The sequence below is a fragment of the Pontibacter cellulosilyticus genome (assembly GCF_014306105.1).
GTDB classification, from domain to species: domain Bacteria; phylum Bacteroidota; class Bacteroidia; order Cytophagales; family Hymenobacteraceae; genus Pontibacter; species Pontibacter cellulosilyticus.
The window spans coordinates 104,678-130,675 of record NZ_JACRVF010000001.1 but is presented as its reverse complement, the minus strand read 5'-3'; the positions used below and the strand labels follow the sequence as shown (position 1 = coordinate 130,675).

At 45.5% G+C, this 25,998-nt stretch carries 24 protein-coding genes; 13 read left to right on the top strand and 11 right to left on the bottom strand.

The window, feature by feature from the left end; genetic code table 11:
- Positions 1-15 precede the first annotated feature (15 nt).
- From H8S84_RS00545 to H8S84_RS00520, 6 genes are all read right to left on the bottom strand, one after another.
- Complete coding sequence (locus tag H8S84_RS00545) at positions 16-996, bottom strand: outer membrane beta-barrel protein (protein ID WP_230407070.1); 981 nt, start codon at positions 994-996, stop codon at positions 16-18.
- Between the two features lie 502 nt (positions 997-1,498).
- Entirely contained in the window at positions 1,499-2,749 is a 1,251-nt protein-coding gene (locus H8S84_RS00540; protein WP_187065326.1) for an outer membrane beta-barrel protein, read from the bottom strand.
- Positions 2,750-2,859: 110 nt separating this feature from the next.
- A complete protein-coding gene (locus tag H8S84_RS00535) occupies positions 2,860-3,831 on the bottom strand; it encodes a deoxyhypusine synthase family protein (RefSeq protein ID WP_187065325.1) in 972 nt (323 codons plus the stop codon).
- Positions 3,832-4,036: 205 nt separating this feature from the next.
- Positions 4,037-4,579 carry an ATP-dependent protease subunit HslV gene (hslV, locus tag H8S84_RS00530; RefSeq protein ID WP_187065324.1) on the bottom strand — a complete coding sequence of 181 codons (543 nt, stop codon included), beginning with the start codon at positions 4,577-4,579 and terminating at the stop codon, positions 4,037-4,039.
- Positions 4,572-4,712 carry a hypothetical protein gene (locus H8S84_RS00525; RefSeq protein ID WP_187065323.1) on the bottom strand — a complete coding sequence of 47 codons (141 nt, stop codon included), beginning with the start codon at positions 4,710-4,712 and terminating at the stop codon, positions 4,572-4,574. Before H8S84_RS00525 ends, hslV begins: the two co-directional genes overlap by 8 nt.
- A gap of 47 nt (positions 4,713-4,759) precedes the next feature.
- Positions 4,760-5,698: a PD40 domain-containing protein gene (locus H8S84_RS00520; protein WP_187065322.1), complete on the bottom strand. Its 939-nt coding sequence runs from the start codon at positions 5,696-5,698 to the stop codon at positions 4,760-4,762.
- Positions 5,699-5,924: 226 nt separating this feature from the next.
- Here H8S84_RS00520 and H8S84_RS00515 point away from each other — a divergent pair, with 226 nt between their 5' ends.
- From H8S84_RS00515 to H8S84_RS00500, 4 genes are all read left to right on the top strand, one after another.
- Entirely contained in the window at positions 5,925-6,506 is a 582-nt protein-coding gene (locus tag H8S84_RS00515) for a hypothetical protein (protein WP_187065321.1), read from the top strand.
- Between the two features lie 220 nt (positions 6,507-6,726).
- Complete coding sequence (locus tag H8S84_RS00510; protein ID WP_187065320.1) at positions 6,727-7,542, top strand: metallophosphoesterase family protein; 816 nt, start codon at positions 6,727-6,729, stop codon at positions 7,540-7,542.
- Position 7,543: 1 nt separating this feature from the next.
- Complete coding sequence (locus H8S84_RS00505) at positions 7,544-8,152, top strand: hypothetical protein (RefSeq protein ID WP_187065319.1); 609 nt, start codon at positions 7,544-7,546, stop codon at positions 8,150-8,152.
- Positions 8,153-8,246: 94 nt separating this feature from the next.
- A complete protein-coding gene (locus H8S84_RS00500; protein WP_187065318.1) occupies positions 8,247-9,752 on the top strand; it encodes a serine hydrolase domain-containing protein in 1,506 nt (501 codons plus the stop codon).
- Positions 9,753-9,872: 120 nt separating this feature from the next.
- On the opposite strand, the gene H8S84_RS00495 is transcribed toward H8S84_RS00500, so the two are convergent.
- A complete protein-coding gene (locus tag H8S84_RS00495) occupies positions 9,873-11,585 on the bottom strand; it encodes a pyruvate dehydrogenase complex dihydrolipoamide acetyltransferase (RefSeq protein ID WP_187065317.1) in 1,713 nt (570 codons plus the stop codon).
- 86 nt (positions 11,586-11,671) lie between these two features.
- Positions 11,672-12,331 carry a histidine phosphatase family protein gene (locus tag H8S84_RS00490; RefSeq protein WP_187065316.1) on the bottom strand — a complete coding sequence of 220 codons (660 nt, stop codon included), beginning with the start codon at positions 12,329-12,331 and terminating at the stop codon, positions 11,672-11,674.
- A 59-nt stretch (positions 12,332-12,390) separates the two neighbouring features.
- Here H8S84_RS00490 and H8S84_RS00485 point away from each other — a divergent pair, with 59 nt between their 5' ends.
- The 8 genes from H8S84_RS00485 (at position 12,391) to H8S84_RS00450 (ending at position 20,713) form a co-directional block, all read left to right on the top strand.
- Positions 12,391-12,810 carry a hotdog fold thioesterase gene (locus H8S84_RS00485; RefSeq protein WP_187065315.1) on the top strand — a complete coding sequence of 140 codons (420 nt, stop codon included), beginning with the start codon at positions 12,391-12,393 and terminating at the stop codon, positions 12,808-12,810.
- Between the two features lie 172 nt (positions 12,811-12,982).
- Positions 12,983-14,161, top strand: coding sequence for a chorismate-binding protein (locus tag H8S84_RS00480; RefSeq protein ID WP_187065314.1), 1,179 nt, complete (start codon positions 12,983-12,985; stop codon positions 14,159-14,161).
- A gap of 195 nt (positions 14,162-14,356) precedes the next feature.
- Positions 14,357-16,057: a 2-succinyl-5-enolpyruvyl-6-hydroxy-3-cyclohexene-1-carboxylic-acid synthase gene (gene menD, locus H8S84_RS00475; RefSeq protein WP_187065313.1), complete on the top strand. Its 1,701-nt coding sequence runs from the start codon at positions 14,357-14,359 to the stop codon at positions 16,055-16,057.
- A 445-nt stretch (positions 16,058-16,502) separates the two neighbouring features.
- Entirely contained in the window at positions 16,503-16,958 is a 456-nt protein-coding gene (locus H8S84_RS00470; protein WP_187065312.1) for a DoxX family protein, read from the top strand.
- A 219-nt stretch (positions 16,959-17,177) separates the two neighbouring features.
- Complete coding sequence (locus H8S84_RS00465) at positions 17,178-18,290, top strand: AMP-binding protein (RefSeq protein ID WP_187065311.1); 1,113 nt, start codon at positions 17,178-17,180, stop codon at positions 18,288-18,290.
- Positions 18,291-18,353: 63 nt separating this feature from the next.
- On the top strand, positions 18,354-19,217 hold the full coding sequence (locus tag H8S84_RS00460) for an SMP-30/gluconolactonase/LRE family protein (protein ID WP_187065310.1): 864 nt from the start codon (positions 18,354-18,356) through the stop codon (positions 19,215-19,217).
- A gap of 105 nt (positions 19,218-19,322) precedes the next feature.
- Positions 19,323-20,261 (top strand): DUF1835 domain-containing protein, encoded by a 939-nt coding sequence (locus tag H8S84_RS00455; RefSeq protein WP_187065309.1) that lies wholly within the window; start codon positions 19,323-19,325, stop codon positions 20,259-20,261.
- An 83-nt stretch (positions 20,262-20,344) separates the two neighbouring features.
- Entirely contained in the window at positions 20,345-20,713 is a 369-nt protein-coding gene (locus tag H8S84_RS00450; RefSeq protein WP_230407002.1) for a T9SS type A sorting domain-containing protein, read from the top strand.
- A gap of 71 nt (positions 20,714-20,784) precedes the next feature.
- Here H8S84_RS00450 and hutG read toward each other — a convergent pair whose 3' ends face one another.
- The 3 genes from hutG to hutU all read right to left on the bottom strand — a co-directional run bounded on the left by hutG (position 20,785) and on the right by hutU (position 24,997).
- Positions 20,785-21,759 (bottom strand): formimidoylglutamase, encoded by a 975-nt coding sequence (hutG, locus tag H8S84_RS00445; protein ID WP_187065307.1) that lies wholly within the window; start codon positions 21,757-21,759, stop codon positions 20,785-20,787.
- A 34-nt stretch (positions 21,760-21,793) separates the two neighbouring features.
- The gene (gene hutI / locus H8S84_RS00440; protein ID WP_187065306.1) at positions 21,794-23,041 is read right to left on the bottom strand and encodes an imidazolonepropionase; all 1,248 of its coding nucleotides are present in this window, start codon (positions 23,039-23,041) and stop codon (positions 21,794-21,796) included.
- Between the two features lie 243 nt (positions 23,042-23,284).
- Positions 23,285-24,997: a urocanate hydratase gene (gene hutU / locus H8S84_RS00435; RefSeq protein WP_187065305.1), complete on the bottom strand. Its 1,713-nt coding sequence runs from the start codon at positions 24,995-24,997 to the stop codon at positions 23,285-23,287.
- Positions 24,998-25,116: 119 nt separating this feature from the next.
- Between hutU and H8S84_RS00430 the strand changes: the two genes are divergently transcribed.
- Positions 25,117-25,743, top strand: coding sequence for a class I SAM-dependent methyltransferase (locus H8S84_RS00430; RefSeq protein ID WP_187065304.1), 627 nt, complete (start codon positions 25,117-25,119; stop codon positions 25,741-25,743).
- The last annotated feature ends 255 nt before the right edge of the window (positions 25,744-25,998 follow it).

The window sequence follows — 25,998 nt, the reverse complement described above, 5'->3', positions numbered from 1 at the left end:
CGCTTTTTGCTTAAACTACTCTTGGAATAAATTATAACTAAGTTTAAGAGCTACTGCATTTCTGATCGTCTTTATTTCACCTACAGGTGAAAACCCGCTACCTCTTTCATACCTGATTTCAGACGCAAACCTTTTACTTTCGGCCCCAACTCCCAGTATCAGCGACTCTTCAAACTTGCGTACATTACTCATCTGATTTTCATAAGTGGTTACATTTGAGTAAATGTGCACTTCCCTTAACTGATGACTGTTGTTGGCCAGCATTAGGTTATTCCCAAGCCCTGCATTAATATAAGGTCTTATTTTAGAAGGAGTACCAAACATAACTCTGCCCAGAATATTGAGTCCCGCATAATCCATATCATAATTAGCAGTTGTCAAAACATAAACTTCCTTATCAGCAGGATTAACTTCTTTGTAGGTACCTTTTATCTTCAAGGGCTTATACATTACCTCTGCAAGCAATGAGTATCTGCCATGGTTACGGGGAAAAGTAAATTGAAACGAAGCTCCTGCAGTATACCCTATTTCATTAAGGTCTGCGCTATTCACAGTTTCATCTGCATCGCCTTTTATTTTGAGGAAATTGTAAGTGATACCTCCAATCGCAGCAAGGGCAAAGCCTGATTTCTCCTCTTTTGCAAGGTACTCCCCTTCATTGCCGTCAATACACTTATTGTAGTCTTGAATTATATGGGTTAAGGCATTCTTACTAAACTCCACCCCGTTTATTTTTTTGCTCACCTCAGCACAGTCAGCAAGCTTGACAGTTAGCATACCTTTATAAACCGGAACTTTCGTGAAGCCAACCTGCTGCTTGTTTTCTAACCTGGTTGTTCTGTAAATGAGCTCAACTGGTACTTCGTCTCCTTTCTGTATGAAATAATGCGGTTCTCCTTTTTCGTACTGTAACCGGAACAGGCTGACAGCACCCTTTACAAGCGCACGCAGAAATACAGTATCGGTTGTTACAACTAATTCCCTGTCAAACAGCATCACCTCAGATAAATTAGAAGTCGAATGCTCTACCTGTAAAATATGCGATTCAAAAACATCACCCGTAGATAGAACAAAGCTTTTGATATCTGAAACAGTCAGTGTCTGAATCTCAGCGCTGTTAAGATCAGTCTTAATCTTAATGTTCGTAGGGTTTTTGTCCCAGTTTTTGTTGTTGATGTAAACATCAATTCTTTCTCCCTAGTGATTAATATAATGCCCCGGAACAAAGTTGTTTTGAGCAAGTAAAGGCACCGCAAGCAAAGCAAACAGAAAAGTAAAAACTGCTTTCATAGAAGATGATTTGTAGTTAAATAATCTTCTAAATATATAAGAAATTTAATGTATTATACTTTGCGCCTGAATTAATTTTCTTGAGTTAATGATCCAGTAAATACAGTGTTTAAACAACATCTGATGTTCTTCCGCTTTAAACAGCAGCGGCTGCCAGAATAAACCTAGCAGCCGCTGCTGTTTGTAATATAAAGTGATACCTAGTACACTATTTTAAAGTATAGCTTAGTATTACTGATACCGTATTCCTAGCTGATTTAAGGCCAACATAGGGCGAAAAGCCATTGCCGCTCTCCAGTTTAACCTCTGCAGCTAATTTCTTTAACTCTACTCCTACCCCTAAGAGCAAAGCCTGTTCGTGCTTTCGCATTTCATCAAGAGGCTTCTTCTCGTCTATATCTTCAAAGCTTTGGTAGGTTATCTGCTGACTATTAGACTCATATATTAGGAGGTTATTCGCAATTCCAGCATTTAGGTAAGGTTTTACTTTACTATCCAAAAATCTATAGCGTACTGATGTATTTAATCCAACATAGCCTAAGTCAAACTTAACTGTCTCATGGGTATATCTAACTATGGATCCAATACTATTGTATGAATAAGAATCTTCCGCCTTAAAAGGTTTATATAGTAAATCCCCTTGTATTGCCCATTTACCTCTACCTCTAGGTAAAGTAACAAGTGCTGTAACACCCAATGTAAAATTTGTGTCGTTATACTTCCCATTGTAAAGAGATCTGGATTCAGAACCTGAGAACTTCAGTGTAGAATAAGTTAGACCTCCTGTAACAGCTATATTCCATTTTGTTCCTTCATCATAAGATTTGTAGACGAAGCCATTCGTGCCTATGCATTGATTATAAGCCTCAACAAAATCTGAAAGGGATTTTCTGTTGTAATTCAGCTTTGATAATTTGTTAGTTACATCCGGACAGTCTGTTAGCGTAGAGGAGAGCAGACCTCTATAGATAGGCAGCTTGGTATAGCCCATCTTTCCGTTGCTCTCATACTTTGTTATTCTGTAGATCAGCTCGGCAGGTTGCTCATCCCCTTTTCTGATGTAATAGTGCTCTTTAGCATTTTCGTCTTTCAGGTAATACAAGCTGGCAGCACCCTTTACCACAGCTCTCAGGAATACTGTATCGCGCTCTATGAGAGGCTGGCTGTTAGGTTTAATATCGTTTAGTTTGGTAGGCGATTTGTCTACGTCAACTACAAATACATCGTACATATCACCGGACGAAATGCCAAAGCCTTGTATGTCGGCCATGCCCAGGCGCTGCAGTTTACCGTCCTTCATTACTTCTACAAAAGTTGGGTTTCTATCCCAGTTCAGGTCGTTTACCTGGGCCTCTACTTTTTCGCCGCTTTTGGTGATGTAGTAGCCCGGCACAAGGTTACGCTGTGCAAAAACGGTGATACTAAGAATGGTAAGAATAAGGGTAAAGCATGCTTTCATATGAAAAAGGTTAGAGTTTAGAGTCAAAAATATGGATTTGTCTATATAAATCAAAGGCCCGGTAACATAAGCTACCGGGCCTTTGATTTATACTTTATACTTTGCAGTTATTACATATCCAGCACAAGAGCAAAGATAAGTGGCGCCACAATAGTCGCATCCGACTCGATCATATACTTTGGAGTATCTTTACCAAGCTTACCCCAGGTAATTTTCTCGTTTGGCACAGCACCAGAGTAAGAGCCGTAGCTGGTAGTTGAGTCAGATATCTGGGCAAAGTATCCCCAAAGCGGAACACCGTCACGCTGCAGGTCCTGGTGCAGCATAGGTACTACGCAAATCGGGAAGTCGCCGGCAATACCACCACCAATTTGGAAGAAGCCAATCGTAGACTCCTCTTTAGCCGTTTGTGTATACCATTCGGCCAGCTCCATCATGTACTGGATACCGGTTTTTACAGTATGTACATTCTTCACGTCGCCGCTGATCACGTGGCCTGCATAGATGTTACCCAATGTTGAGTCTTCCCAGCCTGGACAGATAATCGGAAGGTTCTTTTTAGCAGCTTCCAGCATCCAGCTGTTCTTAGGATCGATCTGGTAATACTGTTCCAGGTCACCGCTTAATAGGATCTGGTAGAAAAATTCGTGCGGGAAGTATGATTCACCAGCCTCATCAGCCTTTACCCAGTATTTTAATACTGTGTGCTCCAGGCGGCGCATCGCCTCTTCTTCCGGAATACAAGTGTCGGTAACGCGGTTCAGATGGCGGCTAAGAAGCTCTTCTTCGTCGGCAGCAGAAAGCTCACGGTAGTGTGGCACACGCTCATAAAAGTCGTGCGCTACCAGGTTAAAGATGTCCTCTTCCAGGTTAGCACCTGTACACGAAATGGCGTGGATCTTATCCTGGCGAATCATTTCGGCAAGTATAATTCCCATCTCTGCAGTAGACATGGCACCAGCCAGCGTTACCAGCATTTTACCCCCGTTATTCAGGTGTGTTTTGTATCCTTCGGCGGCATCAATTAAAGATGCGGCATTAAAGTGCTTGTAGTGTTTCTTTAAGAATTTTGATACTTCCATTCTAATTAGCTTTAAGCCAGTACTGCCACACATAGCAGTAGGAGGCGGCAAAGGTAAGACATATTTCGTTATTCGATTATCGTTTATTCGTTGTTCGACTACATAAGGTTAAATGCAATAAGTAAAAACCCTTACCAGTGGGTCCACAGCCTAAAACATTTAATCGACTCTGATTAACAATTTCTAAACGAATAATGAGCAACGCCTACTTAGCTGGCGTTTCGATGATCAGGTTATGGTTGGTATAAATACAGATATCGGCTGCGATGTTCAGGGCCTCACGCACCATTTCTTCGGCAGACAAATGAGGAGCATGCTTTTTAAGTGCCAAAGCGGCAGCATGCGCATACATACTTCCAGAGCCAATAGCAGCAATCTGGTTGTCCGGCTCCAGCACGTCGCCAGTTCCTGATATGATTAGAAGTTCATCTTTGTTGGCTACCACCATCATCGCTTCCAGCTTGCGCAGGTACTGGTCTTTGCGCCAGTCTTTGGCCAGCTCAATAGCCGCGCGTTTCATGTTGCTCTGGTAGGCATTCAGTTTTTCTTCGAAACGCTCCAGCAACGTAAAGGCATCGGCAGTTGATCCGGCAAAACCAGTTACAATTTTGCCATCGAGTAGTTTACGGATCTTCTTTACATTGCTTTTGGCGATGTGCTTGTCCATGGTTGCCTGTCCGTCGGCACCTAGTGCTACTTCGCCGTTGTGGAAGATACCGCAAACGGTGGTAGATCTTATTTTAGTCATCAGTTTTATACTTGGTCAGGTTAAACATACGCAGCTGCTGCGTTTGGGCTGCAATTGCTACTTGTAAAGCTAAGCACTCTTCAAACAAAAAGCCAAAGCCATACTTTACGCCAAATTGTCTGCATCTGTACAAAGAGGAAAGCTAACGCGACATTACGGTAGAAGTTGATTAAATAGTGACTACAGCAGCGTCTTCTTTTTTAGCAAACGGTTTACTTCTTTCATGCTTATTCTGTAAATATTTGACTGTCCGTTCTGTACTTCAGCGGAAGCATTAACTGGAGCATCTTTTCTAAAGCTGGCAAAGTATAGGTAGCGCCCATCAGCAGAAAAATGAGGTGTAAAATCGAAAGCGGAGCTATTAAGGGAGGCTCCGAGGTTAACAGGTTTTGACCAAGTATTATCTTTCAATTTATAGCAGATATAGATGTCGCCCTCTCCCAACACACCATCTCTTTCCCATGCAGCCCAAGCCATGTACTTTCCATCTGTAGAGAAAGTAATGTCTCCTTCAAATGCCGTTGTGTTTACCTCCTCCGGCGCCAGCTCCATTTGGCTTGCACTGCCATCCTGGTACTTTGCTCTGAATATGTCTGAACTGCCCACACCGCTTTTCCGGCCTGAATTAAAGTATAAATATTCATCAGCACGAAGCTCAGGACCAAGTTCATCGCCTTTACTGTTTACCTTATCTCCTAAGACAGGAGTAGGTGTTGCCCAGATACCATTTACCAACTGCGACTGCCAAATGTCCAGATCCTTTTTGCCCACCTGCCCGTCGGTTGTGCGGTTAGTTATGAAAAACATCGTCTTTCCGTCTGGGCTTAGTGACGGATCAGAATCATTGAAAAGGTCATCGGAAAAAGAAACAGCAACTGGCTCCGACCACTGTCCTTTGCTAAGGTGGCTAACCATAATTTTCATGTCTTCGAAGCCCTCGTGTGCTCTTACAAAGTACATGGTTTTGCCGTTACGGGATAAGACGGGGTTAAACTCGTTTTCAGGGGTAGAGATCAGCTTTTCTCCCACAAGTTCTATTGATGCTGCATTTTTTTGCTGTGCAGATGCGCTGAAACCAAAGACACAACATACAGCTGTGCCAAGTAATAATTTTTTCATAGTTGTAGATTTAGACGTGGGCAAATGTACTCAATATCAGCATTTAGCAATCACCTATTAGATAGTCAGCCTGCGTTATACTATAAACACCATTATTAAACCGCCCAAAGCCTTAAAACACCAGAGGTAATATAAACCTCGAGTATCACATAGTAATAATATTAATTCTTCAGCACATGCAACCTTTTCTCCGTATATAGTATCTACACAATAAACCTTTCATACTATGAAATTCGGTCTTGTTTATACTTATCTGTTCTGTTTTATGCTGCTGGTATTAAGCTCCTGTGAAAAAGAGACACTGCGCATAACCGAGCATACCGAAGCTTGGCTGCAGACCAAAGCAGAAGCAAAACTTCAGTTTACCAGTCACACCGGAGAGAAAGACGAAGTAACTATAACTGTAAAAAAGGATACGCACAGCAAGGCCAACGTATACGGCGACAGGAAGTATGAATATTATCTGCTCACTTACTCCGGTAAGTCAAATGATTTGGGACTCGTTGTAATGGCTGAACACAACACCATTAATATTACCAATTTAGGTCAGCTTGACTTTAACACTGATTTTGTATCCCTCACTACTGGCAAGAACGCTTCTGATGAAGTGATACAGGCCTTTAATATCCAAGCTGAGTTTGTAGACAACCTTACGCTAAACAATAAGACTTATGACAGAGTGCTGCGCATTGTTTTTAATGTAGATCACTCTGGCACAAATAGGTTAAAGGAGATTTATTACGCTAAGCATCATGGATTGGTATACTATCAAACTACTGATGGTCAATTCTGGAGCCTGGATAATTAAGTAAGCCACCTTTAGTTACTGAACAAAAGCAGGCTGTTCCTGTTTACCGATTAGCACTTTAAAGACTTACCTCCGTAAAACTAGTTGTGGCAGCACCTTCGGATTATCTGCCTCCAACCATTACGGATTAGCCAAATACTGTAGGGCTATATTTAAATAATGCTACCTGGCTTTTTTTAAGGTCTGGTAGATTTTAAACATGCAACTGCTACCCACAACTATGAAAAGAATTGAGTACTTTTTGTTACTCGGGCTCCTAAGCCTGTGTATAACTTCCTGCGACGATCTTTTTGAATTTCACCCTAACCAGATCAGGCTCGAAAGCCACGAACGCGACCTTACTGCTAAAAGTCTTGCCCGTTTGCAACAGCAACAACCTGGCGATACCCTCCGCATATTAGTGATGGGTGATACCCAGCGTTTTTACGACGAAGCTGTTGATTTTGTAAAACACGCCAATACATTTGAAAACATTGATTTCGTAATACACCAGGGCGATATCTCCGATTTTGGCATGACGCAGGAGCACAAGTGGGTGCACGACATCATGAAAGATCTAAAATGGCCTTACCTGACGGTAGTAGGTAACCACGACCTGTTAGCCAACGGCAGCAAAGTATACCAGCAGATGTACGGTCCGCTTAATTACTCCTTTACCTATGGCCATACCAAATTCGTGTTTGTAGACACAAACAGCCGTGAGTATGGCTTTAACGGGAAAGTACCTGACATCAGCTGGCTAACAGGAGAGCTTTATCAGCGCGAAAATGAAAATTTTTCTCAAGCCATTGTTGTATCGCATGTTCCCCCGCACGACGGTGACTTTGACAGAAACCTGGAAGAGGCTTATCATGATGTATTAAAGTCGAGCAGGAGGGTAAATCTTAGTTTGTTTGGCCACATACACAATTGGCAAACCAGCACACGCTACAACGATAACATAGTTTACCACGGCACCACTACAGTTAAGAAAAGAGGCTTTACTTATCTTAAAGTATGGGCTAACGGCTTCGACATCAAAACCATTGATTACTAATATGAAGCCGATTTATACTTTCATACTTGCACTTGTATTAACTGTTATAGTTGCTCCGCCGACATTTGCACAGCAAGAGCAAACAGACACAACTGCAGTTCCTCCTGCCTCTCCTTTTCACCTAAAGGCGCAGTTTGCAGGCGGCATTGGTTTCCTTTCAGTAGGTGTAGGACGTACTTTGTTTGATGAGAAGCTGGAAACAGACCTGTTCCTGGGCTACCTGCCACAGAGTATAGGCGGTGATAGAATTGTAACTTCGGCTATAAAAGCTACATATGTGCCGATAAAGCCTGTTCAAATAAAAACTGTGAATTGGCAGCCTCTTCGTGTAGGGCTCCAGGTTAGCTATACTTTTGGCAGCGATTACTTTGCTACAGAACCCAGCGACAAATACCCCAAAAGCTACTACGGCTTTTCTACTGCCTTGCACGGAAGCATACTTTTAGGCGGCCAGGTTGATCTTACCAGAGTTGACAGGTTAAAAAAGTTTGCTGCATACTATGAGTTTGGCACCAGCATGGAGTACCTAGTTTCTTACATCCAGAACCCAAAATACCTGAGCCCAGGCAAGATTTTCAATCTGGCGCTGGGAGTTAGGATGAGGCTGTGAAATTTAGTAGATGATATTCATTTTACTATATTTAGTACACAGCTGTGGTGTTTTAAAAATACCTGGAATGTCAAAAGTAACAAGGCACTAAAATATGAAAAAGACTAAAATTGGACATTTTCTTTCCATCCTTTTGCTACTCCTGCTTTCTTGTGCCAGCAGTAAAACAACTACTCCAACAGAAGATCAATCTGTATACCGCAGGTTGTCAGATAAGTATGTGCAAGGTTTTAACACTGGCAAGCCAGATTCTCTTGCTCCGATTGTCTCTCAAATTTTCACTAGCCAATTTCTAGAAAATAATGGTGGTAACTTAGCCTATGCAACAGACCGCATGGAACTATACAGAACTTATGGACCTCTGGCATATAGTTTTACAGACACTGTCTCAACACCACCTATTGTTTGGTATAAGGGCAAAATTTCGCAGGGCTGGGTAGGATTTCAGTTTTATTTAACTAATAGCCTTGCAAACAAATCAAATAGGTTATCCACTTGGCGTGCCAGGCCTGTAGATTTCCCACCTGCACCGCAAACTGAACAAGAAATTGTAGATTCCCTTGAGCAATATCTAAATAGATTAGCAGCAGCCAATTTATTTGATGGGACAGTTACACTAAGCCATAAAGGAAAAATATTGTTAAACAAGGTTTGGGGAAGCGATAAAAAAGAAACTCCGAATCCCATCACTACAACAACATTGTTTCATACGGCATCAGTAACAAAACTTTTCACAGCTATACTAGCATTGCAACTAATAGAAGAGGGCAAACTTAGTTTGAACGACACTATAGGCAATTTCCTTCCAGATTACCCAGAACCTTATAAAAGTAAAGTAGCGATAATTCACTTACTAACTCATACTTCTGGGATCAAGCTAAATGATGACATTAATTACATTAAAGATATAAATGCAGCAGAAAATGTAGATGATTTGATTGCTGCCCAAATCCAGTCTCTGAAAAACAAGGATGCTAAAGTTGCTCCAGGAAGTGAGTATAACTACTCCAGCGAAGGATTTGATGTATTAGGAGCAATAACGGAAAGAGTAACTAAAAAGAGCTGGAAAACACTTGTGGAGGAGCGTATATTTTCACCTGTCGGAATGAATGATTCACGCGTTAACATACCTAAAAAAGAAGGTAACTATGCTGTAGGCAAAACGAGCTTAAAAGCCTGTTTCGAAATCTCAGAAGAAAACAAGTTGAGTAATTCCATGGAAGTTCTTCCGCAATATGCAAAGCCTTCAGGAGGAATATGGTCTAATGCTTCTGACCTGCACAAGTTCATGCAGGCTATATTAAATCAAAAGCTTTTAAGCAAGGAGATGACGGAAAGGCTTCTGTCGCAGGATAGGATAACTGCTGAATTTCCAAAGTATGGCATTGTATCGTGGGTAGGCTTAGGAGCACAAGGCGAAGACTTATGGGGCATTCGCACAGTAGGCCATGGCGGCGTTGTGCCTGGTTACAGTGCGGCCATTGAGTACTTGCCGGCAAACGAATGGCTGCTAACTGTTACAAGCAATACAGGCGAAGCTACTGGTTATTTAGTGTTTCAGAGGTTTCTGGAACTTACAGCTAATTACAAGAACAACTAGCTCAGAGATTATTCAGTTAACCGTTCGCAGCAACTCCTGTTAAATTTATTTTTGCTTTAAACTAAAAAACGCCTCTCCGTTCCCGAAGAGGCGTTTTCTATACTTTATACTTTGCTGTGGTTACACCAGTATTCTCACCGGGTTCTCCAACAGGTTCTTAAACGTTTGCAGGAAGGCAGAACCCACGGCGCCGTCAACCACGCGGTGGTCGCAGCTAAGCGTTACCTTCATCACGTTGCCGATCTGGATGTTGCCATTCTTCACTACAGGCGTCTGCTTAATGCCACCTACTGCCATGATACAAGCATCCGGCGGGTTAATGATAGCGGTAAATTCCTCGATGCCGAACATGCCCAGGTTAGAGATGGTAAACGTGTTGCCTTCCCAGTCAGATGGCTGTAGTTTTTTGCTCTTGGCTTTGCCACCCAGGTCTTTCACCTCAGCTGCAATAGTCGATAGCGACTTGTAGTCAGCGTTGCGAACAACTGGTACCAGCAAGCCTTCTTCTACCGCTACAGCCACACCAATGTTAATGTGCTTGTTGTAACGGATCTTATCACCTAACCATGATGAGTTAACCGCAGGGTGCTGGCGCAATGCAGCAGCAGCAGCCTTGATAACAAGGTCGTTAAACGATACTTTAACCGGAGATACTTCATTTATACTTACACGCGCCTCCATGGCCTTGTCCATGTCAATTTCCATGGTCAGGTAGAAGTGCGGCGCAGAGAATTTGCTTTCGGCCAAACGGCGGGCAATTACTTTACGCATCTGCGATACAGCTACCTCTTCGTAAGAGTCGGCAGGAGCGCCTGGTATGGCCGGTGCAGCAGCCGGAGCAGCCTGAGGGGCAGCAGCCTGCTGTGGAGCGGCAGATGGTTTAAAGTTCTCGATGTCGCGCTGAACGATTCGGCCACCCTCGCCGGTACCTTTTACCTGGCTCAGGTTGATGCCTTTCTCACTAGCCATTTTCTTAGCCAGCGGAGAAGCCTTTATACGGCCGTTGCCTTCTGCTGCGGCGCCTTGCTCGGCAGCCTCAGGACCTGGTACATTCTCAGTTTCTACTTTATCAGAAGTTACTTCGTCTACACCGGCTTCGATAGCCTCGTCTGTCTTGGCATTCTCTTGTCTGGATTGCTTATTTGATGAAGTTGCATCTAAAAGGGCTTTGTAGTCTGCGCCTTCTTCACCGATAATAGCGATAATAGCATCAATCGCTACAGATTCGCCTTCTTCAACACCGGTGTAAAGCAGCGTTCCGTCTTCGTAAGACTCCAACTCCATTGTGGCTTTGTCTGTCTCTACTTCAGCCAGCACATCACCTGATTTTACTTTATCGCCTACTTTCTTTATCCAGCTTACAAGCACACCCTCTGTCATGGTATCGCTCATTTTTGGCATACGGATAACCGAAGCCTTGATATTGCTGGTATCTACGGTAGTTTTAGCAGGAGCTTCTTCTTTGGCAGCAGCCGGCTTAACTTCTTCTTTTTTCTCTTCTTTAGCGGCAGGCTTAGCCTCTTCCGTCTTTTCCTCTTTAGGGGCAGGAGCACCGCCACCTTTCACCTCGTTAAGCAAGCCAGAGATATCCTCTCCTTCTTTACCGATAATAGCAATCACAGCGTCTATAGGCACAGCATCACCTTTTTTAGGGCCGATGTAAAGAAGTGTGCCATCTTCGTATGATTCAAGTTCCATGGTTGCCTTGTCGGTTTCCACTTCGGCAAGTATATCGCCTGCACTTACTTTATCACCCTCTTTTTTCAGCCAAGATGCAATCACCCCCTCTGTCATCGTGTCGCTCATCTTAGGCATCTTAATTACTTCAGCCATATATCGTGTGTTTTTGTCGCCTAATTACGTAAAATCTTATCCGCCCAAAATTAGACTGAAAAATATTTTATTCAAACTATATGTAGCTAATTTGTTCGGTGCTTCTGCAGGCTGTCTATTTCCGGAGCATTTTCTTTGAGATGGTTGATGTCGCAGTACTTTTTTACCACAAACATGCTACCTGTAAAATCAAGCTGGTACAGGCACAGGTTTTGGTGCAAAAACTCATCCATGCAGCGCAACGGATAGTGCAGTAAATTGCTTAAAAGAATACGCATGGCACGGCCGTGCATGCAGATAAGTATAGTTTTCTCTTCAGGCCGGCTCAGGATAAGGTCAATAAAGGGCCGCTGCCTTGCCGTAACCAGATCGGGGCTCTCCCCTCCCTCTATGCATATATGTGTGTCGCCGTTACACCAGGTCTGCAGAATGTGGTGGTAGTATGCATCCTCTTCGGGTGTAATGCGCTGGCCTTCGCGATGGCCCCAGTTTATCTCATTTATGCCCTCGTGCTGCTCGTGCGGTATACCCAAATCAATAAAGGCCTGCACCGATTGTATGCTTCGCTTAAGCGTAGAAGTATAAACTTTATCGAAAGGTATGTCTTTATACTTCTGAAAGAACATCGCCGCCTGCTGCTGCCCCACATGGTTCAGGTTAGAATCAACACCGCTGCCCTGCACAATGCCCTGCTGGTTAAAGTCTGTTTGCCCGTGGCGGATAATGTATACTTTCTTAATACTCAAAATTCTTCTACTTTTGCCTGATTACTCTTTTCAAAGTGCGAAATTAAAAATCGCTGCGTATGCACAAAACTCCTATTACGTTAGATACCCTGAATGAGTGGCGAAAAAACACTATGGTGGAGCACCTGGGCATTGAGCTGACCGAGTTTGGGGAAGGTTACATCTGCGGCAAAATGCCTGTAGACCATCGTACGCACCAGCCCATGGGCCTGTTGCACGGAGGTGCTTCTGTAGCCCTGGCCGAAACACTGGCAAGTATAGGTGCAAACATACACGTAGATGCAACAACGAAAGCCTGCGTAGGTTTAGAGATTAACGCCAACCACATCCGCAGCGTGCGCGAAGGCTGGGTTTATGGTAAGGCTACGGCACTGCACATGGGCAAAAGCACTCAGGTTTGGGAAACAAAGATTACCACAGAATCCGGCGATATGGTTTGCATCAGCCGCATGACGGTGGCTGTGATTGATAAGAAGTAATTTTTATTGAAAACTCAGCAGAAAGTGCATCATCCACCTACCCACTTCAAAGGGGGACTTTTTCTGCTAATGTGATTTACTAAATCAAAACTACTCGTGCTGAACTCCCCCTTTGAAGGGAGCATTAGAATAAAGATATAAAGTACCGCATCATACTATTAAAGCTTAACAAATGGGTGAAGAAACCCGACAATATACTTTAGAGAATCTATTTCGGGCAGCCATCGCACAGAACAGGGCGGTGGCTGTTTGGCGATTACCGCTTACAGAGCAGGTGTTGGCTTGTGTATCGTTGCAGCAAAGCAATAGTATAGGTCAGCCCGAACTGGAGCAAAGTCCTTTCGGGTTTCTGTTTTGCCCTTTCCATACTACTGAGCAGGAGCAACAGCTTTTTATTAAGGCGGATTTATACTTTGATGGCGCAACCGGACATATAGCCCCTGCCGCAGATGCACCAGCAGAAGCTGTTCAGGCCTTTATGGATGCTTTACAAAGTATGGATACCTCTGAAGTAAACTGGTATAGTTCAGAAATTGCACAAACCTCTTATCAAACAGAAGTAGGCTTTAAGGGTGCCGTAGAAAAAGCAATAGCAGCCATTACTGCCGAAGAGATGGAGAAAGTAGTGCTCTCGCGCAACTACAGCCAAAAACTGCCTGCCAACTTCTCCCCTGTTGCTGCTTTTGAAGCCATGCTGCAGGCGTATCCCAATGCCTTTGTATCGCTGGTGTCGGTGCCGGGTGCGGGTACCTGGATGGGTGCCTCACCGGAGGTGCTGGTAAGTGTAAACGAAGACCGGATTTTTAAAACCGTGGCCCTTGCAGGAACACAGCCTGCCGTAGAAAAAGTAGGCGATGCGATCTGGCGCCAGAAGGAAATCGAAGAGCAAGGCATGGTGGAGCGCTACATCCTAAATTGCTTTAAAAGCCTGCGCCTGCGCGAGTACACCGAGATTGGCCCTAGAACCGTGATTGCCGGCAACCTGATGCACCTGCGCACCGATTTTAAAGTAGACCTGAAAGAAGTTGACTTCCCGACGCTAGGCACAGACATGCTGAGGCTGCTACACCCGACTTCTGCAGTTTGTGGCTTGCCCAAAGAGCCTGCCCTGCAATTTATACTTGCCTACGAAGGCTACAACCGCAGCTATTACAGCGGCTACCTGGGCCCGGTAAACAGCCCAGTCGGAACGCATGTGTTTGTAAACCTGCGCTGCATGCAGGTGCGCGACCAAGAGATTATACTTTATGCCGGAGCCGGTATTACGGGAGAATCAAACCCAGAAAAGGAGTGGCAGGAAACCCAGCATAAAATGCAGACAATGCGACGTATACTTGTTAATTTTGAATGAGTAAATGAGTGATTGAGTGAATGTTTATAATTTCTTATTTTGTCATCTCGATCGCCAGAAAGAGATCTTTATAAAATTCTATAGAGATTTCTCACTCTGTTCGAAATGACAAAAAGGCTTTAGTATAACAAACAATTCCTTCCTAAATTCACACATTCACTAATTCGCTCACCCACACATTCACTCATTGAAAAAATGATTATTCAACCTGTTGTAAACATTGCTGAGATTTGTGCCCGTAAAGGTGTTGAGAATGTGGTATTGTCGCCGGGCTCAAGGTGTGCGCCGCTTACGATTGCCTTTGCGCGCCATGGTGGTTTTAAAGTTCGCACAGTAAGTGATGAAAGGGCGGCAGCCTTTATTGCCTTGGGCATGGCACTCACAACAGGAAAGCCCGCGGTATTGGTTTGCACCTCAGGCACAGCAGCATTAAACTACGCTCCGGCAGTGGCAGAGGCGTACTTTCAGCAGGTACCTTTGCTTGTACTTACCGCCGACAGGCCCACCGAGTGGATTGATCAACTAGACGGTCAAACAATCCGACAGCAGAACGTATTCGGGCAGCATATCAAACATAGTTATACTTTCCCGCTGGATGTGGCGCAACATGATGCTGTCTGGTACAGCGAACGCATGGTGTCGGAGGCATTGAACGAGACAGTAGCTTACCCCGCTGGGCCAGTGCACATAAACGTACCGTTGCGCGAGCCCTTCTACCCTGCTCCCGGCGAAGAAGTAACCTATGGCCCAGAGGTTAAAGTAATTGAGGAAGAAACACAGGAGTTTATACTTTCTCAGAATGTATCGCTTAAACTGCAGGAGGAGATTTTAAAGTATAGCCGTGTGGTGGTAGTGGCCGGCCAGGAAAAGTATAACCTGCACCAGCTGCAAAGCCTTTATGCCTTCTCGCAGTCTACGGGAGCAGTAATTGTGGGCGATACCATTAGCAACATCCACGAAATGCAGGCCACTGTGCGTTACCAGGATGTATTTCTTGCCTGCCCCGATGCAGAAAAGCTGAAGCAACTGCAGCCAGACCTGCTAATTACTTTCGGAAAGTCCGTTATCTCTAAAAGCTTAAAGCAGTTCCTCCGCAAGTATAAACCTGAGGCGCACTGGCACATTCAGCCAGCCGGGCAGGTAGCCGATACCTTTCAGGCATTAACGAAAGTGGTTAGATGCGCTGCTCCAAGCTTTTTTTATAGCCTGGCAGGAAGTATAAAAAACAAAGCCGCCTTTACAAAAGCCTGGATGGGCATGAACGAGAAGGCTGCTGATTTTCTGCAAACTTATACTTCCAATGCTGTTTACAGTGAGTTAAGTGTGGTGGCTAAGGTGATGCAGCAGTTGCCGAGCAAAAGCAATTTACATTTAGCCAATAGTATGGCTGTTCGCTACGCCAACATCATCGGATTAAAACCTGAGCAGGAAGTAGAAGTGTTTGCAAACCGTGGCACCAGCGGCATAGACGGCAGCACCAGCACCGCCGTTGGCTGTGCCCTCTCCAGCACAAAGATCAACACGCTGCTTACAGGTGATATGGCCTTTTTTTATGACCGCAACGGCCTGTGGCACAATTACCTGCCTCAAAACCTGCGCATCATTATTTTAAATAACCATGCAGGAGGCATTTTCAGGTTAATAGATGGCCCTAAACAACAACCTGAACTGGAGCCTTACTTCGAAACAAAACAGAGGCTGAACGCCGAAAACACTGCCCGCGATTTTGGCATGAAGTACACGGCAGTAAACACACTGGGAGAACTGGGAAAAGCCCTACCAGAGTTCTTTACAGCAGAAGCTGGCGCCGGCATACTTGAGGTGTTTACCAATAGTCCAGAAAATGCGGAGGTATTTGAGAAGTACAGAAGGGCAGTCAGAAGTATAGAGTTTTAGCTTAATTCTTAGTTTATAGCGCCAGTATCCATTTGGTGCAGCATACTAGGTGCGAGTCTTCAGGCTTGCTTTCCTGCAATATCAGGTCCAACCACCCCTAACCCCTCCTTAGCCAAGGCGGGGAATTTCACCTACTAATTCTCTAGATACCATCACAGTAGTCAAGGACATTCCTCTTTGTCATCTTGTAAAAATCTTGGTGGAAAAGAGGTTAAGCTTGCTACAGAGCTTATACTTTGGCAGTAGTAACAGCATAATTCCCCGCCTTGGATAAGGAGGGGCTAGGGGTGGTTTGATCCGGTGCTTCAGAAAATAAAGTATAGCCTAACTTGGTCGGAGAAAGATTGTCATCCCCCTACACTATTCTCCAAAACCACGTCCAAAATAAACTATAAATCGTTTAACTAATTAAAAGACAACATGTTTCACTAATCAATTTGCAGCCATGAACCTAACTCACGACATGCACCGCGTAGAACGTTGGGCAGACACACACCATCCGATCTGGATCGATTTTATCAGAATGGGCCTTGGCATCTTTTTAATGGTGAAGGGTATTATGTTTCTCGGTGATTCAGAGGCCTTATATGCTATCATGCGTAAAAGCCAGTTTCCATGGGTATCAATAGGCCTGGCACATTATGTTGGGTTTGCACACCTGGTAGGAGGATTATTTATAGCTATTGGGTTGATAACCCGCGTTGCTATACTTTTCCAGTTGCCAATTCTGCTGGGAGCAGTATTTTTTATTAACCCGGAAAGAGGCTTCTACTCTGAAAATGCAGAGCTGTGGTCATCAATTATCGTTTTGGTCCTTTTGATCGTGTTCCTGATCTACGGTTCAGGTAAGTTCTCTGTAGACCGCCTGATACGCAAGCCTAAGAAAGACTGGCTGTACTAGCGCTATAGCCACAAAGGGGATATACTTTAACAGGCATTCTGCCTTACAGGAAAGCTACGTGTCTTTGATTTTACACTTCTCTGTCAATAACATTCTAATTCAAGGCCTGCTTTGTTTGTTTTACAGCTTCTTCTCTCCCATTTTTGCAGCAGAACGTAAGATGCTACGTTAACCAGAGTTTTACCAACGCTTGGCAAAGCGATACATGCTGCTTTATCCATGACTGAAGATTTCCTGCTGCTGAACGGCAAAAAGTTTTACTACGACGAAATATCAAACTATTCTTTCCGGAACAGCATTCCCCTGAACGGCTATGAATCTAAAACGCTGGAGTTCTGCCGCAGCTGGCTAAACGGCATCCAGGAATTCCCGATACAAACATCCGGCTCTACCGGAACTCCCAAAACCATTGTGCTTACACGTACCCAGTTAGAGGCAAGCGCACGCCGCACCATTGAGTTATTAAACCTGCAAAAAGGCGATCTTACTCTTATCTGCCTCAACACAGAATATATTGCCGGTATGATGATGCTGGCACGTGGCTTTATGGCGGAGCTGAAAATGGTGATCGTAGAGCCAATAGGAAATCCGTTAACGTTAGTTACCCGCGACGAAAACATTGCCTTTGCCTCATTTGTACCTATGCAGCTGCAAACCATACTGCAGGAAATGCCGGAAGCATTGCCACAGCTCAACAGCATGAAGGGCATTCTGGTAGGTGGAGCGCCTGTTAGCCCTACCCTTCAGCGTGAACTACAGCGCGTTCAATCGCCGGTTTACCATACGTATGGCATGACTGAGACTGCCTCGCACATTGCCCTGCGCCGCCTTAACGGACCAGAGGCAGCAGCATATTACCAGGTACTAGATGGTATAAAAGTAGGATTGGACAAGCGTGGGTGCCTTACCATTAAAGGGGATGTTACAAACGGAGAATTGCTTGTAACCAACGATATTGTGGAACTGCTCACCAAAGATCGGTTTAAATGGATTGGCCGGGTAGACAATGTAATAAACTCTGGTGGCGTAAAGGTGCAGGTAGAGAAAGTAGAACTGGCCATTGCCGAAGCTTTTGTAGATATGACTGACTCGCCGCGCTTTTTCATTGCCCCACAGCCAGACGAGCTTTTAGGTGAAAAAGTCGTGTTGATTATGGAAGGTGAGCAGCTACAGCAAGAGGATGAGGCTATACTAATGGACAGGCTGCGCAGCACGCTTCGTAAATTTGAAGTACCCAAGGAAGTTTACTATAGCCCTGCCTTTTCCGAAACAGCAACCGGAAAACTGTCGCGGCAGCGCACGCTTCAAAAGCTTGGCCTCTACACCGACTAACAATTACAAGTATAACAGCAAGGGCATACACCCGTACAAAAGTATAAATCAAAAGAAACTAGTATGCGATTTATACTTACGAGTGTATGCTCATTTTTATGTCTGCTACTTTTAAGCAACTGCAGCGGCGGCCTGTTCTCCTCAAGAGTACCTATAAAGCTAGAAGAAGCCTGGGCTACCGACAACACCCTGCGCACCCCTGAGTCAGCGCTATTCGATCCCAGCCGCAACATCATCTACGTCACCAACATCAACCAGAACAATTCATCTAAAAAAGACGGTGACGGCTTTATATCAAAGCTCAATCCGGAGGGGCAGATTGACGAACTCTACTGGGTTTCCGGATTAAATGATCCTAAAGGGATGGCACTGCACAACAATGTATTGTATGTTGCGGATATTGATGAGATAGTAGCCATTTCTACACAGTCTGGAGCTGTGCTAGGCCGTTATACAGCTGAAAATGCAAAGTTCCTGAATGATGTGGCTGTAGATGAAAACGGTAACGTGTATGTAACAGACTCGGCAGAAGAGCGCATTTACCTGCTGCGCAATGGCCGCGTGAGCAACTGGATGAAAAATACTGGCGGTGATAGGCCCAACGGAATTTACCTAGATGGCAACCGCATGATTGTTGGCTTTAACGGAGAGGTTCGTTTGTTAGACCCTGAGACACAGAAATGGAGCGACTGGACCAAAGGCATTAAATCAGCAGACGGCATAGCAGAGGTAGACGGAGGTTACCTGGTATCGAACTGGAACGGCGAAGTATACTTTGTGAACGAAGAAGGCAAGAACTGGCTTATACTTAACACAGTCGACAAAGGCATAAACGCAGCCGATATCAGTTATTCCGACAGGTTAGGCCTTTTGTTTGTGCCAACTTTTAAAGATAATCGTGTGGTGGCATACAGACTAAACCGCTAGCCTAATCGTTATTAGCAAGTATTCCGCTATAATGTTGAAGCAAAGGCAGTGCACTACTTGTGTCGCTGCCTTTCTTACGTTACAATCTAAAGTATAACCCAAACTATGAAAAAGCTCCCCTCGCTCCACATCCTAAACGGCGACGCCTCCCTGGGTGCATTTGAAACGGCTGATTTTCCGGGACAGGTGGTTATCTGGAGAGAAGTGCTTTCTGAGGGGCCGGTAATAGGCATGTTACCGGAGCAGGAGTTCTGGAAAAGGCGCCAGCAGTACATTATAGAAAACTGCCACGGAACAGCACCGGAGTATAAATTGAAGGTGCTGGATGTTCTGGAAAAACTGAATGTAGCCAATGTTTTTTTCGAAGTTATACTTTGGTTTGATACTGATCTGATGTGCCAGGTAAACTTGCTTTATTTGCTTCAGAAACTGAGCAAAATTAAGCCGGCTGTTGTCTCGGTGTGTACTCCAGTAGATGGTAAGGCAGTAGGTTACCTAAGCCCGGAGGAAATGCACCATGTATTCGAAAACCGCCAGGTACAGTCCGAGGCTCAGTTGCAACAGGCGCAGCAACTGTGGAAGCTTTATGCCGGCCCCGACCCGTTACAGTTGCAAGTATACTTGCAGCAAAACAGATTGCTTGAACCTCACCTGGAGAAAGCCCTGGAGCTACACATACAGCGCTTCCCCGACTGCAAAACAGGCTTAGGGTTACCAGAAACTGAAATCCTCAGAATTGTAAAAGGAGGCGCTACAACAGAGCAGGAGCTAATCGAAAAGTTCTGGCATCAGCAGCCTGGTTATGGCTTTGGAGACCTGCAGGTAAAGCAAGTTCTCAACCGCCTGCAGTCGGAGTTAATACAAGCGGAAGAGCCCTATAAATTGACGACATTAGGTGAAGAAGTATTAGATGGTAAAAGGGTTTTTTCACCTGCTCCTGTGTGGTTGGGAGGAGCCTTTGTGACACCGGAGCAAGGCTGGTGTTATAGCCAGGATAAAAAACAGTTAGTGCCTTCAGATAATTTGGCCCCAAATATGCAGTAACACGAGCTATACTCATACTTAATCATAAAAGGAGGACAAAGATGAAGCAAAAGTATGCCTTAGCCTTGGCTGTAAGCCTGCCCATGGCTGCATTATCCCTGACGTTACAAGCGCAAAACCAAAAAATAGCAGCACCTGCACAGGAACATATTTTAGTAACTGCTGATAGCGAAGAAGGCGGTGAAAACAAGAAAGAAACGCTGTCCGGAATTAATTTAAAGCCTGCCGCCAAAGGCACTTTTCAACTGGACTTCGCGCAGGAACTGGATGAGAATGCCACTTTGCAAGTAAAAAACCATGCCGGCAAAACAGTGTTTACAAAGCCTGTAAGTATAGCAGACAAGAAAAATGCCTGGAGTTATAACGTCGGCAAACTAAGACCAGACACTTACCTGGTAGAAGTGAAAACAAGCAACACCACTTACTGGACCAAATTTAAGATTGGCAACTAACTAAAAAGCCGCCTTGCAACTTTTTGTAAGGCGGCTTTTTTAAGCTTTTTATTAAGGTTCTAAGTGTGCGATTATACTTTGCTCCAGTTGCTAACCAGCTGGTAAAGTATACCTGCACCCAGTTTAGCCGTTCTGTTGTCGAGGTCGAATGCAGGGTTAAGTTCTGCAATGTCGATACTCAGCAATTTCCCGCTTTTAGCAACAGCTTTCAATAACTCAAGCACCATTTCTGGTTGCAGGCCCAAAGCATTTACAGCGCTCACACCTGGCGCATAGCCTGCTGCAAAAACGTCCAAATCAACCGTAATATAAACTTTATCTAAAGAGTCTAAAAACTGATCAAGGCTTTTAATAAGCTGCGGAAGCTTATGTAGTTGTACCTCATCTGCAAAAGTATACTCCACTCCCAGCCTGTCTGCCGCCTGGAAAAGAATGCGCGTGTTACCATACTCCTGCAGGCCCAGCACTTTGTACCGGAAGTCATCACCGTGTGCCTTGCTTCTGTCTGCAATCTGAAGAAATGGAGTACCAGAACTTGGTTGCTGTGCGTAGCTTCTAAGGTCGAAATGGGCATCGAAATTAAGTATGCCTAAGCTTTTACCAGCTGTGGCCCGCTCTAAACCTAAATAATGGCCGTAGGCAATTTCATGGCCGCCACCCAGCACAAGCGGCCTGTATCCGTGCTTTAAAAGTATGGCTACTTTTCTTCCTAACTGCTCCTGTGCCTCTTCAAGGTTCTCATTCGTGCACAGCACATCACCTGCATCGAATAAATGTACATGCTGCGGCAAATGGTGCGCAAACGAGGCCATGGCATTTCGCAAGGCAGCAGGGCCGGCTGCTGCTCCTACCCTGCCCATATTCCTGCTTACACCCTCATCGCAACAGAAACCCAGGAAAGCAAAAGCTACTTCTCCTGTTGCTACTGCCGGTACTGTTTCAGAAAGATTTAAAAACTGAATAGCCTGGTTCCAGCGCAGTCCCAACATTCCGTCTGCGGTGTCGGTGCGGCCAACCCAGGCAGCCTTAGTAGATGGTTTATACAAAGTTGAGCGTTTTGTTGTAGATGATTGAACTTAGCTATACTTCCTTACCGCTTTTCCAGATCCTGGTTGGTTTCAGTTTGCCCTGGAAGTATAAAATTTCCCTGTAATCCGCTGTTGGGAAGGCGATCATATCGGCTAGGTAGCCAGCTGCCAGTTGACCTCTGTCGGTCAGGTTAAGCGCGCGGGCTGCACGGGTTGTAATAGCGGCGAAGGTTTCGGCGGTAGTTAGCTTTTCGGCTGCACCGAGTAAGGCAGCCTGCAAAAGCAGGTCTCCCATTGGGGCAGAGCCCGGGTTCCAGTCAGTGGCAATAGCCAGGCAGAGGCCACCGTCCAGCATTTTACGGGCTTGCGCATAATGCATGCCTAAACCAAGTGAGGCACCCGGTAAAACAGTAGCCACCACGCCTGCAATGCGCATCAGCTCAATCTCAGCATCTCCGCTGGCCTCCAAATGGTCTGCACTTACGGCACCGGCTTCTACGGCTACTCTACTGCCTCCCGTAGTAAACTGATCGGCATGCACAGTTACATCAAAATCCTGCTTCTTGGCAGCTAAAAGAAATTCTATCGCTTCCTGCTCGGTAAAGGCTGTGTCCTCAACAAAGATATCTACTCGTTTAGCTAAATTCTGCTCTTTCAAAACTGGCAGAAGTTCTTCCAGGATTGTCTGCAGGTAAGCTGTGGAGCTAGTAAACTCTGGAGGCCGCATGTGCGCAGCAAGGCAGGTAGGGATCAGGTCCAGGGCATGGTGCTTATTTACCAGCTGTATCGCCTCCAGCATCTTTATTTCTTCATCCACACTTAAGCCATAACCGCTTTTTACCTCGCAGGTAGTTACACCTTCTCTAAAATGGCGGTCGCAACGCAGCTTTAGCAACTCGACCAGCTCAATTACAGTAGCTTCGCGTGTTTTGCGCACACTGTCAAGTATACCGCCGCCGCTTCGCGCTATCTCCAAGTATGATTTACCAGCTACACGCATGGCATAGTCGTTTGCCCTGGAGCCGGCAAAGCAGATGTGGGTATGAGAATCGATAAAGCCCGGCAGCAGCACCATCGGTTCATCAACTGTTTCGATGCCGTAATTATACTGCTCTGCCTCCTGCGTTAGCTTAATAAAATCATCTACTCTGAGAATTTCGCCATTACTCACCAACACACCCGCATCCTCCAGTACCTGCATCTGCTCATCGGCAATGGCTCCGTTTTCCGGCAGTTCAGCCATGGTTAGTATCTGAGCAAAAGGACCTATTAGAGTATGGGTGGATGCTGGGGTTTTCATGGTTTTAGATGTTGTGGTATTACTGATTTTTATACTTTATGTACGGAGTAGCTTCTAAATGTTATTTTACTGATCTCATTAGCTGCTGTTTATACTTTGCCTGGCTCTTTTTAAATTATTAACAAGTTAGCTCTGGCACAGGCAAAGGTTCGGTTTTAACGGCAGTCCCCCTTTGAAGGGGGCAGGGGGATGATTTATACTTGCATGAACTGATACTTTATAGTCATTCCTCCTGCAAACGAATCAGATCTTCAATCCAAACTTTTCAGCATTTTCCTGTGCGGTTTCGTAGCCTGCATCAGCATGACGGAAGATACCCATGGCCGGATCGTTGTGCAGCACACGGCTCAGGCAACGATCTGCCCGCTCTGTTCCATCAGCAAGTATAACCATACCAGCATGCTGTGAGTAGCCAATACCCACGCCACCACCATGATGGAAGGATACCCAGGTAGCGCCTCCAGCCGTGTTTGACATCAGGTTCAGCAACGGCCAATCCGATACGGCATCCGATCCATCCAGCATACCTTCGGTCTCACGGTAAGGTGAGGCTACAGAACCGCAATCCAGGTGGTCGCGGCCAATTACGATAGGTGCTTTTACTTTGCCCTCGCGCACCAACTGGTTAAACAGCAAGCCTGCTTTTTCGCGTTCGCCCATGCCCAGCCAGCAAATACGGCACGGCAGTCCCTGGAACGCCACTTTCTCCTCAGCCTCATCCAGCCATTTGATCATGTGCTCATTTTCCGGGAACAGTTCTTTTAAGGCTGCATCCGTTACCTTGATGTCTTCCGGGTCGCCGGAAAGGGCAGCCCAGCGGAAAGGACCTTTGCCTTCGCAGAACAACGGTCTCATGTACTCCGGCACAAAGCCCGGTATGTTAAAAGCGTTTTTCTCGCCGCCCTGCTGTGCGAACTCGCGCAGGTTATTGCCATAGTCGAACGTGCGGCTGCCGCGTCGCTGCAACTCCAGCATAAAACCAACGTGGCGGGCCATACTTTTCAGGGATAGTGCCTTATAGGCCTGCGGGTCTTTTTCTCTTAAATTCTTAGCTTCCTCCAGCGTTAGTCCATTGGGTACATAACCGTTTATCGGATCGTGGGCAGACGTCTGGTCTGTAAGTATCTCCGGGGTGATATTGTCCTGAATCAGTTTTTCCAGTACATCGCCAATATCACCAACCAACCCCACAGAGATGGCTTTTCCTTTTTCCTTCGCCTCCAGCACCCATGCTTTGGCCTCTTCGTAGTCGTAGGTCATTTTATCAATATAGCGGGTCTCAAGGCGTTTTTTGATACGCTCCGGATCCACGTCTACACCCAGGAAAGTAGCACCTGCAATGGTAGCAGCCAAAGGCTGTGCGCCACCCATACCGCCAAGTCCGCCGGTTACAAGCAGCTTGTGGCGCAGGTCGCCGTTAAAGTGAATTCTGCCGCAGGCTGCAAAGGTCTCATAAGTACCCTGAAGTATACCCTGCGTACCAATGTAGATCCAGCTGCCGGCTGTCATCTGGCCATACATCATCAGGCCACGCTCACGCAGTTCGTTAAAGTGCTCCCAGGTTGCCCAATGCGGCACCAGGTTAGAGTTGGCGATCAGTACACGCGGTGCCTCGGCATGTGTTCTTACTTTGCCCACCGGCTTCCCCGACTGCACCAGCAAACTCTCATCCTCTTCCAGGTTCAACAGTACTTCTATTATCTTCTGCGCATCAGCCACCGTACGTGCTGCCTGCCCTATTCCACCGTATACTACCAGTCGGCTTGGGTCCTCGGCCACCTCGTCGGTCAGGTTGTTCAGGAACATACGCAGAGCCGCTTCTGACTGCCAGTTTTTGGCGTTAAGCACTGGTCCGGTTGGTGGAATGTAAGTGGGATGGTTGGCGTACTTTTGGATAAACTCGCTTACCGAAAGGCCGGAGCGTTGTACTGTTGTGGATGGGGCTGCTATATTCATAGTTGTTTTATACTTCTGTCAGGCTTCAATATGCAACAAAAATATAGAAAATGGCAGGAAAAGTATACTTAAATTAGCTCTGCGAACACGTTTGTCATACTTAAATAACGCCCAATTTCATGTTTCACATACCATTAACTTCACTCGCTGCACACTTTGGCAACATCGACATTTACCTGTTTGATCAACTGCTAAAAGGACGGATTTCCAAAGGAGTTAAACTGTTGGATGCCGGTTGCGGCGAAGGCAGAAATATACAGTACCTTATACAGGCGGGAGTTAAAGTATACGGAGCGGATGTATCGGCAGAAGCAATCGACAAAGTGAAAAGTATGGCATCTGAACTGGCCCCTGCCCTTTCTCCGAAAAACTTTGTTGTAGCTGATCTGAGTGCTGTACCTTTTGCTGATGCTGCCTTTGATGTAGTGATCTGCAGCGCTGTATTACATTTTGCCAAATCAGAGGAACATTTCAGAAGTATGGTGCAAGAGCTTTGGCATGTGCTAAAGCCGGGAGGCATGCTTTTCTGCCGGTTAAGTACAACCATAGGTATGGAAGGAAAGCTGCAGCAGGTTGGAGAGAGAATGTACCAGATGCCGCACGGGCCGGTTTGGTTTCTCGCTGATGAAGCGCTGCTGCGGGAGATTATTGCTGAAATAAATGCAGAGATGCTGGAGCCACTTAAAACGGTGCTGGTAGAGCAGGAAAGAAGTATGACGACGTTTGTGCTGCGAAAGGCCGGATAATTTTTTGCAGTACTGGGTCCAACCACCCCTGCCCCTCCTTATCCAAGGAGGGGAACTCTGCTGTTACTTCTGCAAAACTTAATGCACTGTAGCTTGTGCTTAACATCTCTTCACAAAAGCTCGCTTAAGGTGATAATAAGGAAAGGCAGTAGAGATCAAGATTATAGAAGAAGCAGTAAGTAAAAACTCCCCTCCTTGGATAAGGAGGGGCAGGGGTAGTTGGACCAGGTGTCACAGAAAAAAGCCTCTGCTATA

Excerpts from the sequence above, each read along its gene's own strand:
- H8S84_RS00545 (WP_230407070.1), bottom strand. The coding sequence starts at position 996 with ATGCTGTTTGACAGGGAATTAGTTGTAACAACCGATACTGTATTTCTG.
- H8S84_RS00540 (WP_187065326.1), bottom strand. The coding sequence starts at position 2,749 with ATGAAAGCATGCTTTACCCTTATTCTTACCATTCTTAGTATCACCGTT.
- H8S84_RS00535 (WP_187065325.1), bottom strand. The coding sequence starts at position 3,831 with ATGGAAGTATCAAAATTCTTAAAGAAACACTACAAGCACTTTAATGCC.
- hslV (WP_187065324.1), bottom strand. The coding sequence starts at position 4,579 with ATGACTAAAATAAGATCTACCACCGTTTGCGGTATCTTCCACAACGGC.
- H8S84_RS00520 (WP_187065322.1), bottom strand. The coding sequence starts at position 5,698 with ATGAAAAAATTATTACTTGGCACAGCTGTATGTTGTGTCTTTGGTTTC.
- H8S84_RS00515 (WP_187065321.1), top strand. The coding sequence starts at position 5,925 with ATGAAATTCGGTCTTGTTTATACTTATCTGTTCTGTTTTATGCTGCTG.
- H8S84_RS00510 (WP_187065320.1), top strand. The coding sequence starts at position 6,727 with ATGAAAAGAATTGAGTACTTTTTGTTACTCGGGCTCCTAAGCCTGTGT.
- H8S84_RS00505 (WP_187065319.1), top strand. The coding sequence starts at position 7,544 with ATGAAGCCGATTTATACTTTCATACTTGCACTTGTATTAACTGTTATA.
- H8S84_RS00500 (WP_187065318.1), top strand. The coding sequence starts at position 8,247 with ATGAAAAAGACTAAAATTGGACATTTTCTTTCCATCCTTTTGCTACTC.
- H8S84_RS00495 (WP_187065317.1), bottom strand. The coding sequence starts at position 11,585 with ATGGCTGAAGTAATTAAGATGCCTAAGATGAGCGACACGATGACAGAG.
- H8S84_RS00485 (WP_187065315.1), top strand. The coding sequence starts at position 12,391 with ATGCACAAAACTCCTATTACGTTAGATACCCTGAATGAGTGGCGAAAA.
- H8S84_RS00480 (WP_187065314.1), top strand. The coding sequence starts at position 12,983 with ATGGGTGAAGAAACCCGACAATATACTTTAGAGAATCTATTTCGGGCA.
- menD (WP_187065313.1), top strand. The coding sequence starts at position 14,357 with ATGATTATTCAACCTGTTGTAAACATTGCTGAGATTTGTGCCCGTAAA.
- H8S84_RS00470 (WP_187065312.1), top strand. The coding sequence starts at position 16,503 with ATGAACCTAACTCACGACATGCACCGCGTAGAACGTTGGGCAGACACA.
- H8S84_RS00465 (WP_187065311.1), top strand. The coding sequence starts at position 17,178 with ATGACTGAAGATTTCCTGCTGCTGAACGGCAAAAAGTTTTACTACGAC.
- H8S84_RS00460 (WP_187065310.1), top strand. The coding sequence starts at position 18,354 with ATGCGATTTATACTTACGAGTGTATGCTCATTTTTATGTCTGCTACTT.
- H8S84_RS00455 (WP_187065309.1), top strand. The coding sequence starts at position 19,323 with ATGAAAAAGCTCCCCTCGCTCCACATCCTAAACGGCGACGCCTCCCTG.
- H8S84_RS00450 (WP_230407002.1), top strand. The coding sequence starts at position 20,345 with ATGGCTGCATTATCCCTGACGTTACAAGCGCAAAACCAAAAAATAGCA.
- hutI (WP_187065306.1), bottom strand. The coding sequence starts at position 23,041 with ATGAAAACCCCAGCATCCACCCATACTCTAATAGGTCCTTTTGCTCAG.
- hutU (WP_187065305.1), bottom strand. The coding sequence starts at position 24,997 with ATGAATATAGCAGCCCCATCCACAACAGTACAACGCTCCGGCCTTTCG.
- H8S84_RS00430 (WP_187065304.1), top strand. The coding sequence starts at position 25,117 with ATGTTTCACATACCATTAACTTCACTCGCTGCACACTTTGGCAACATC.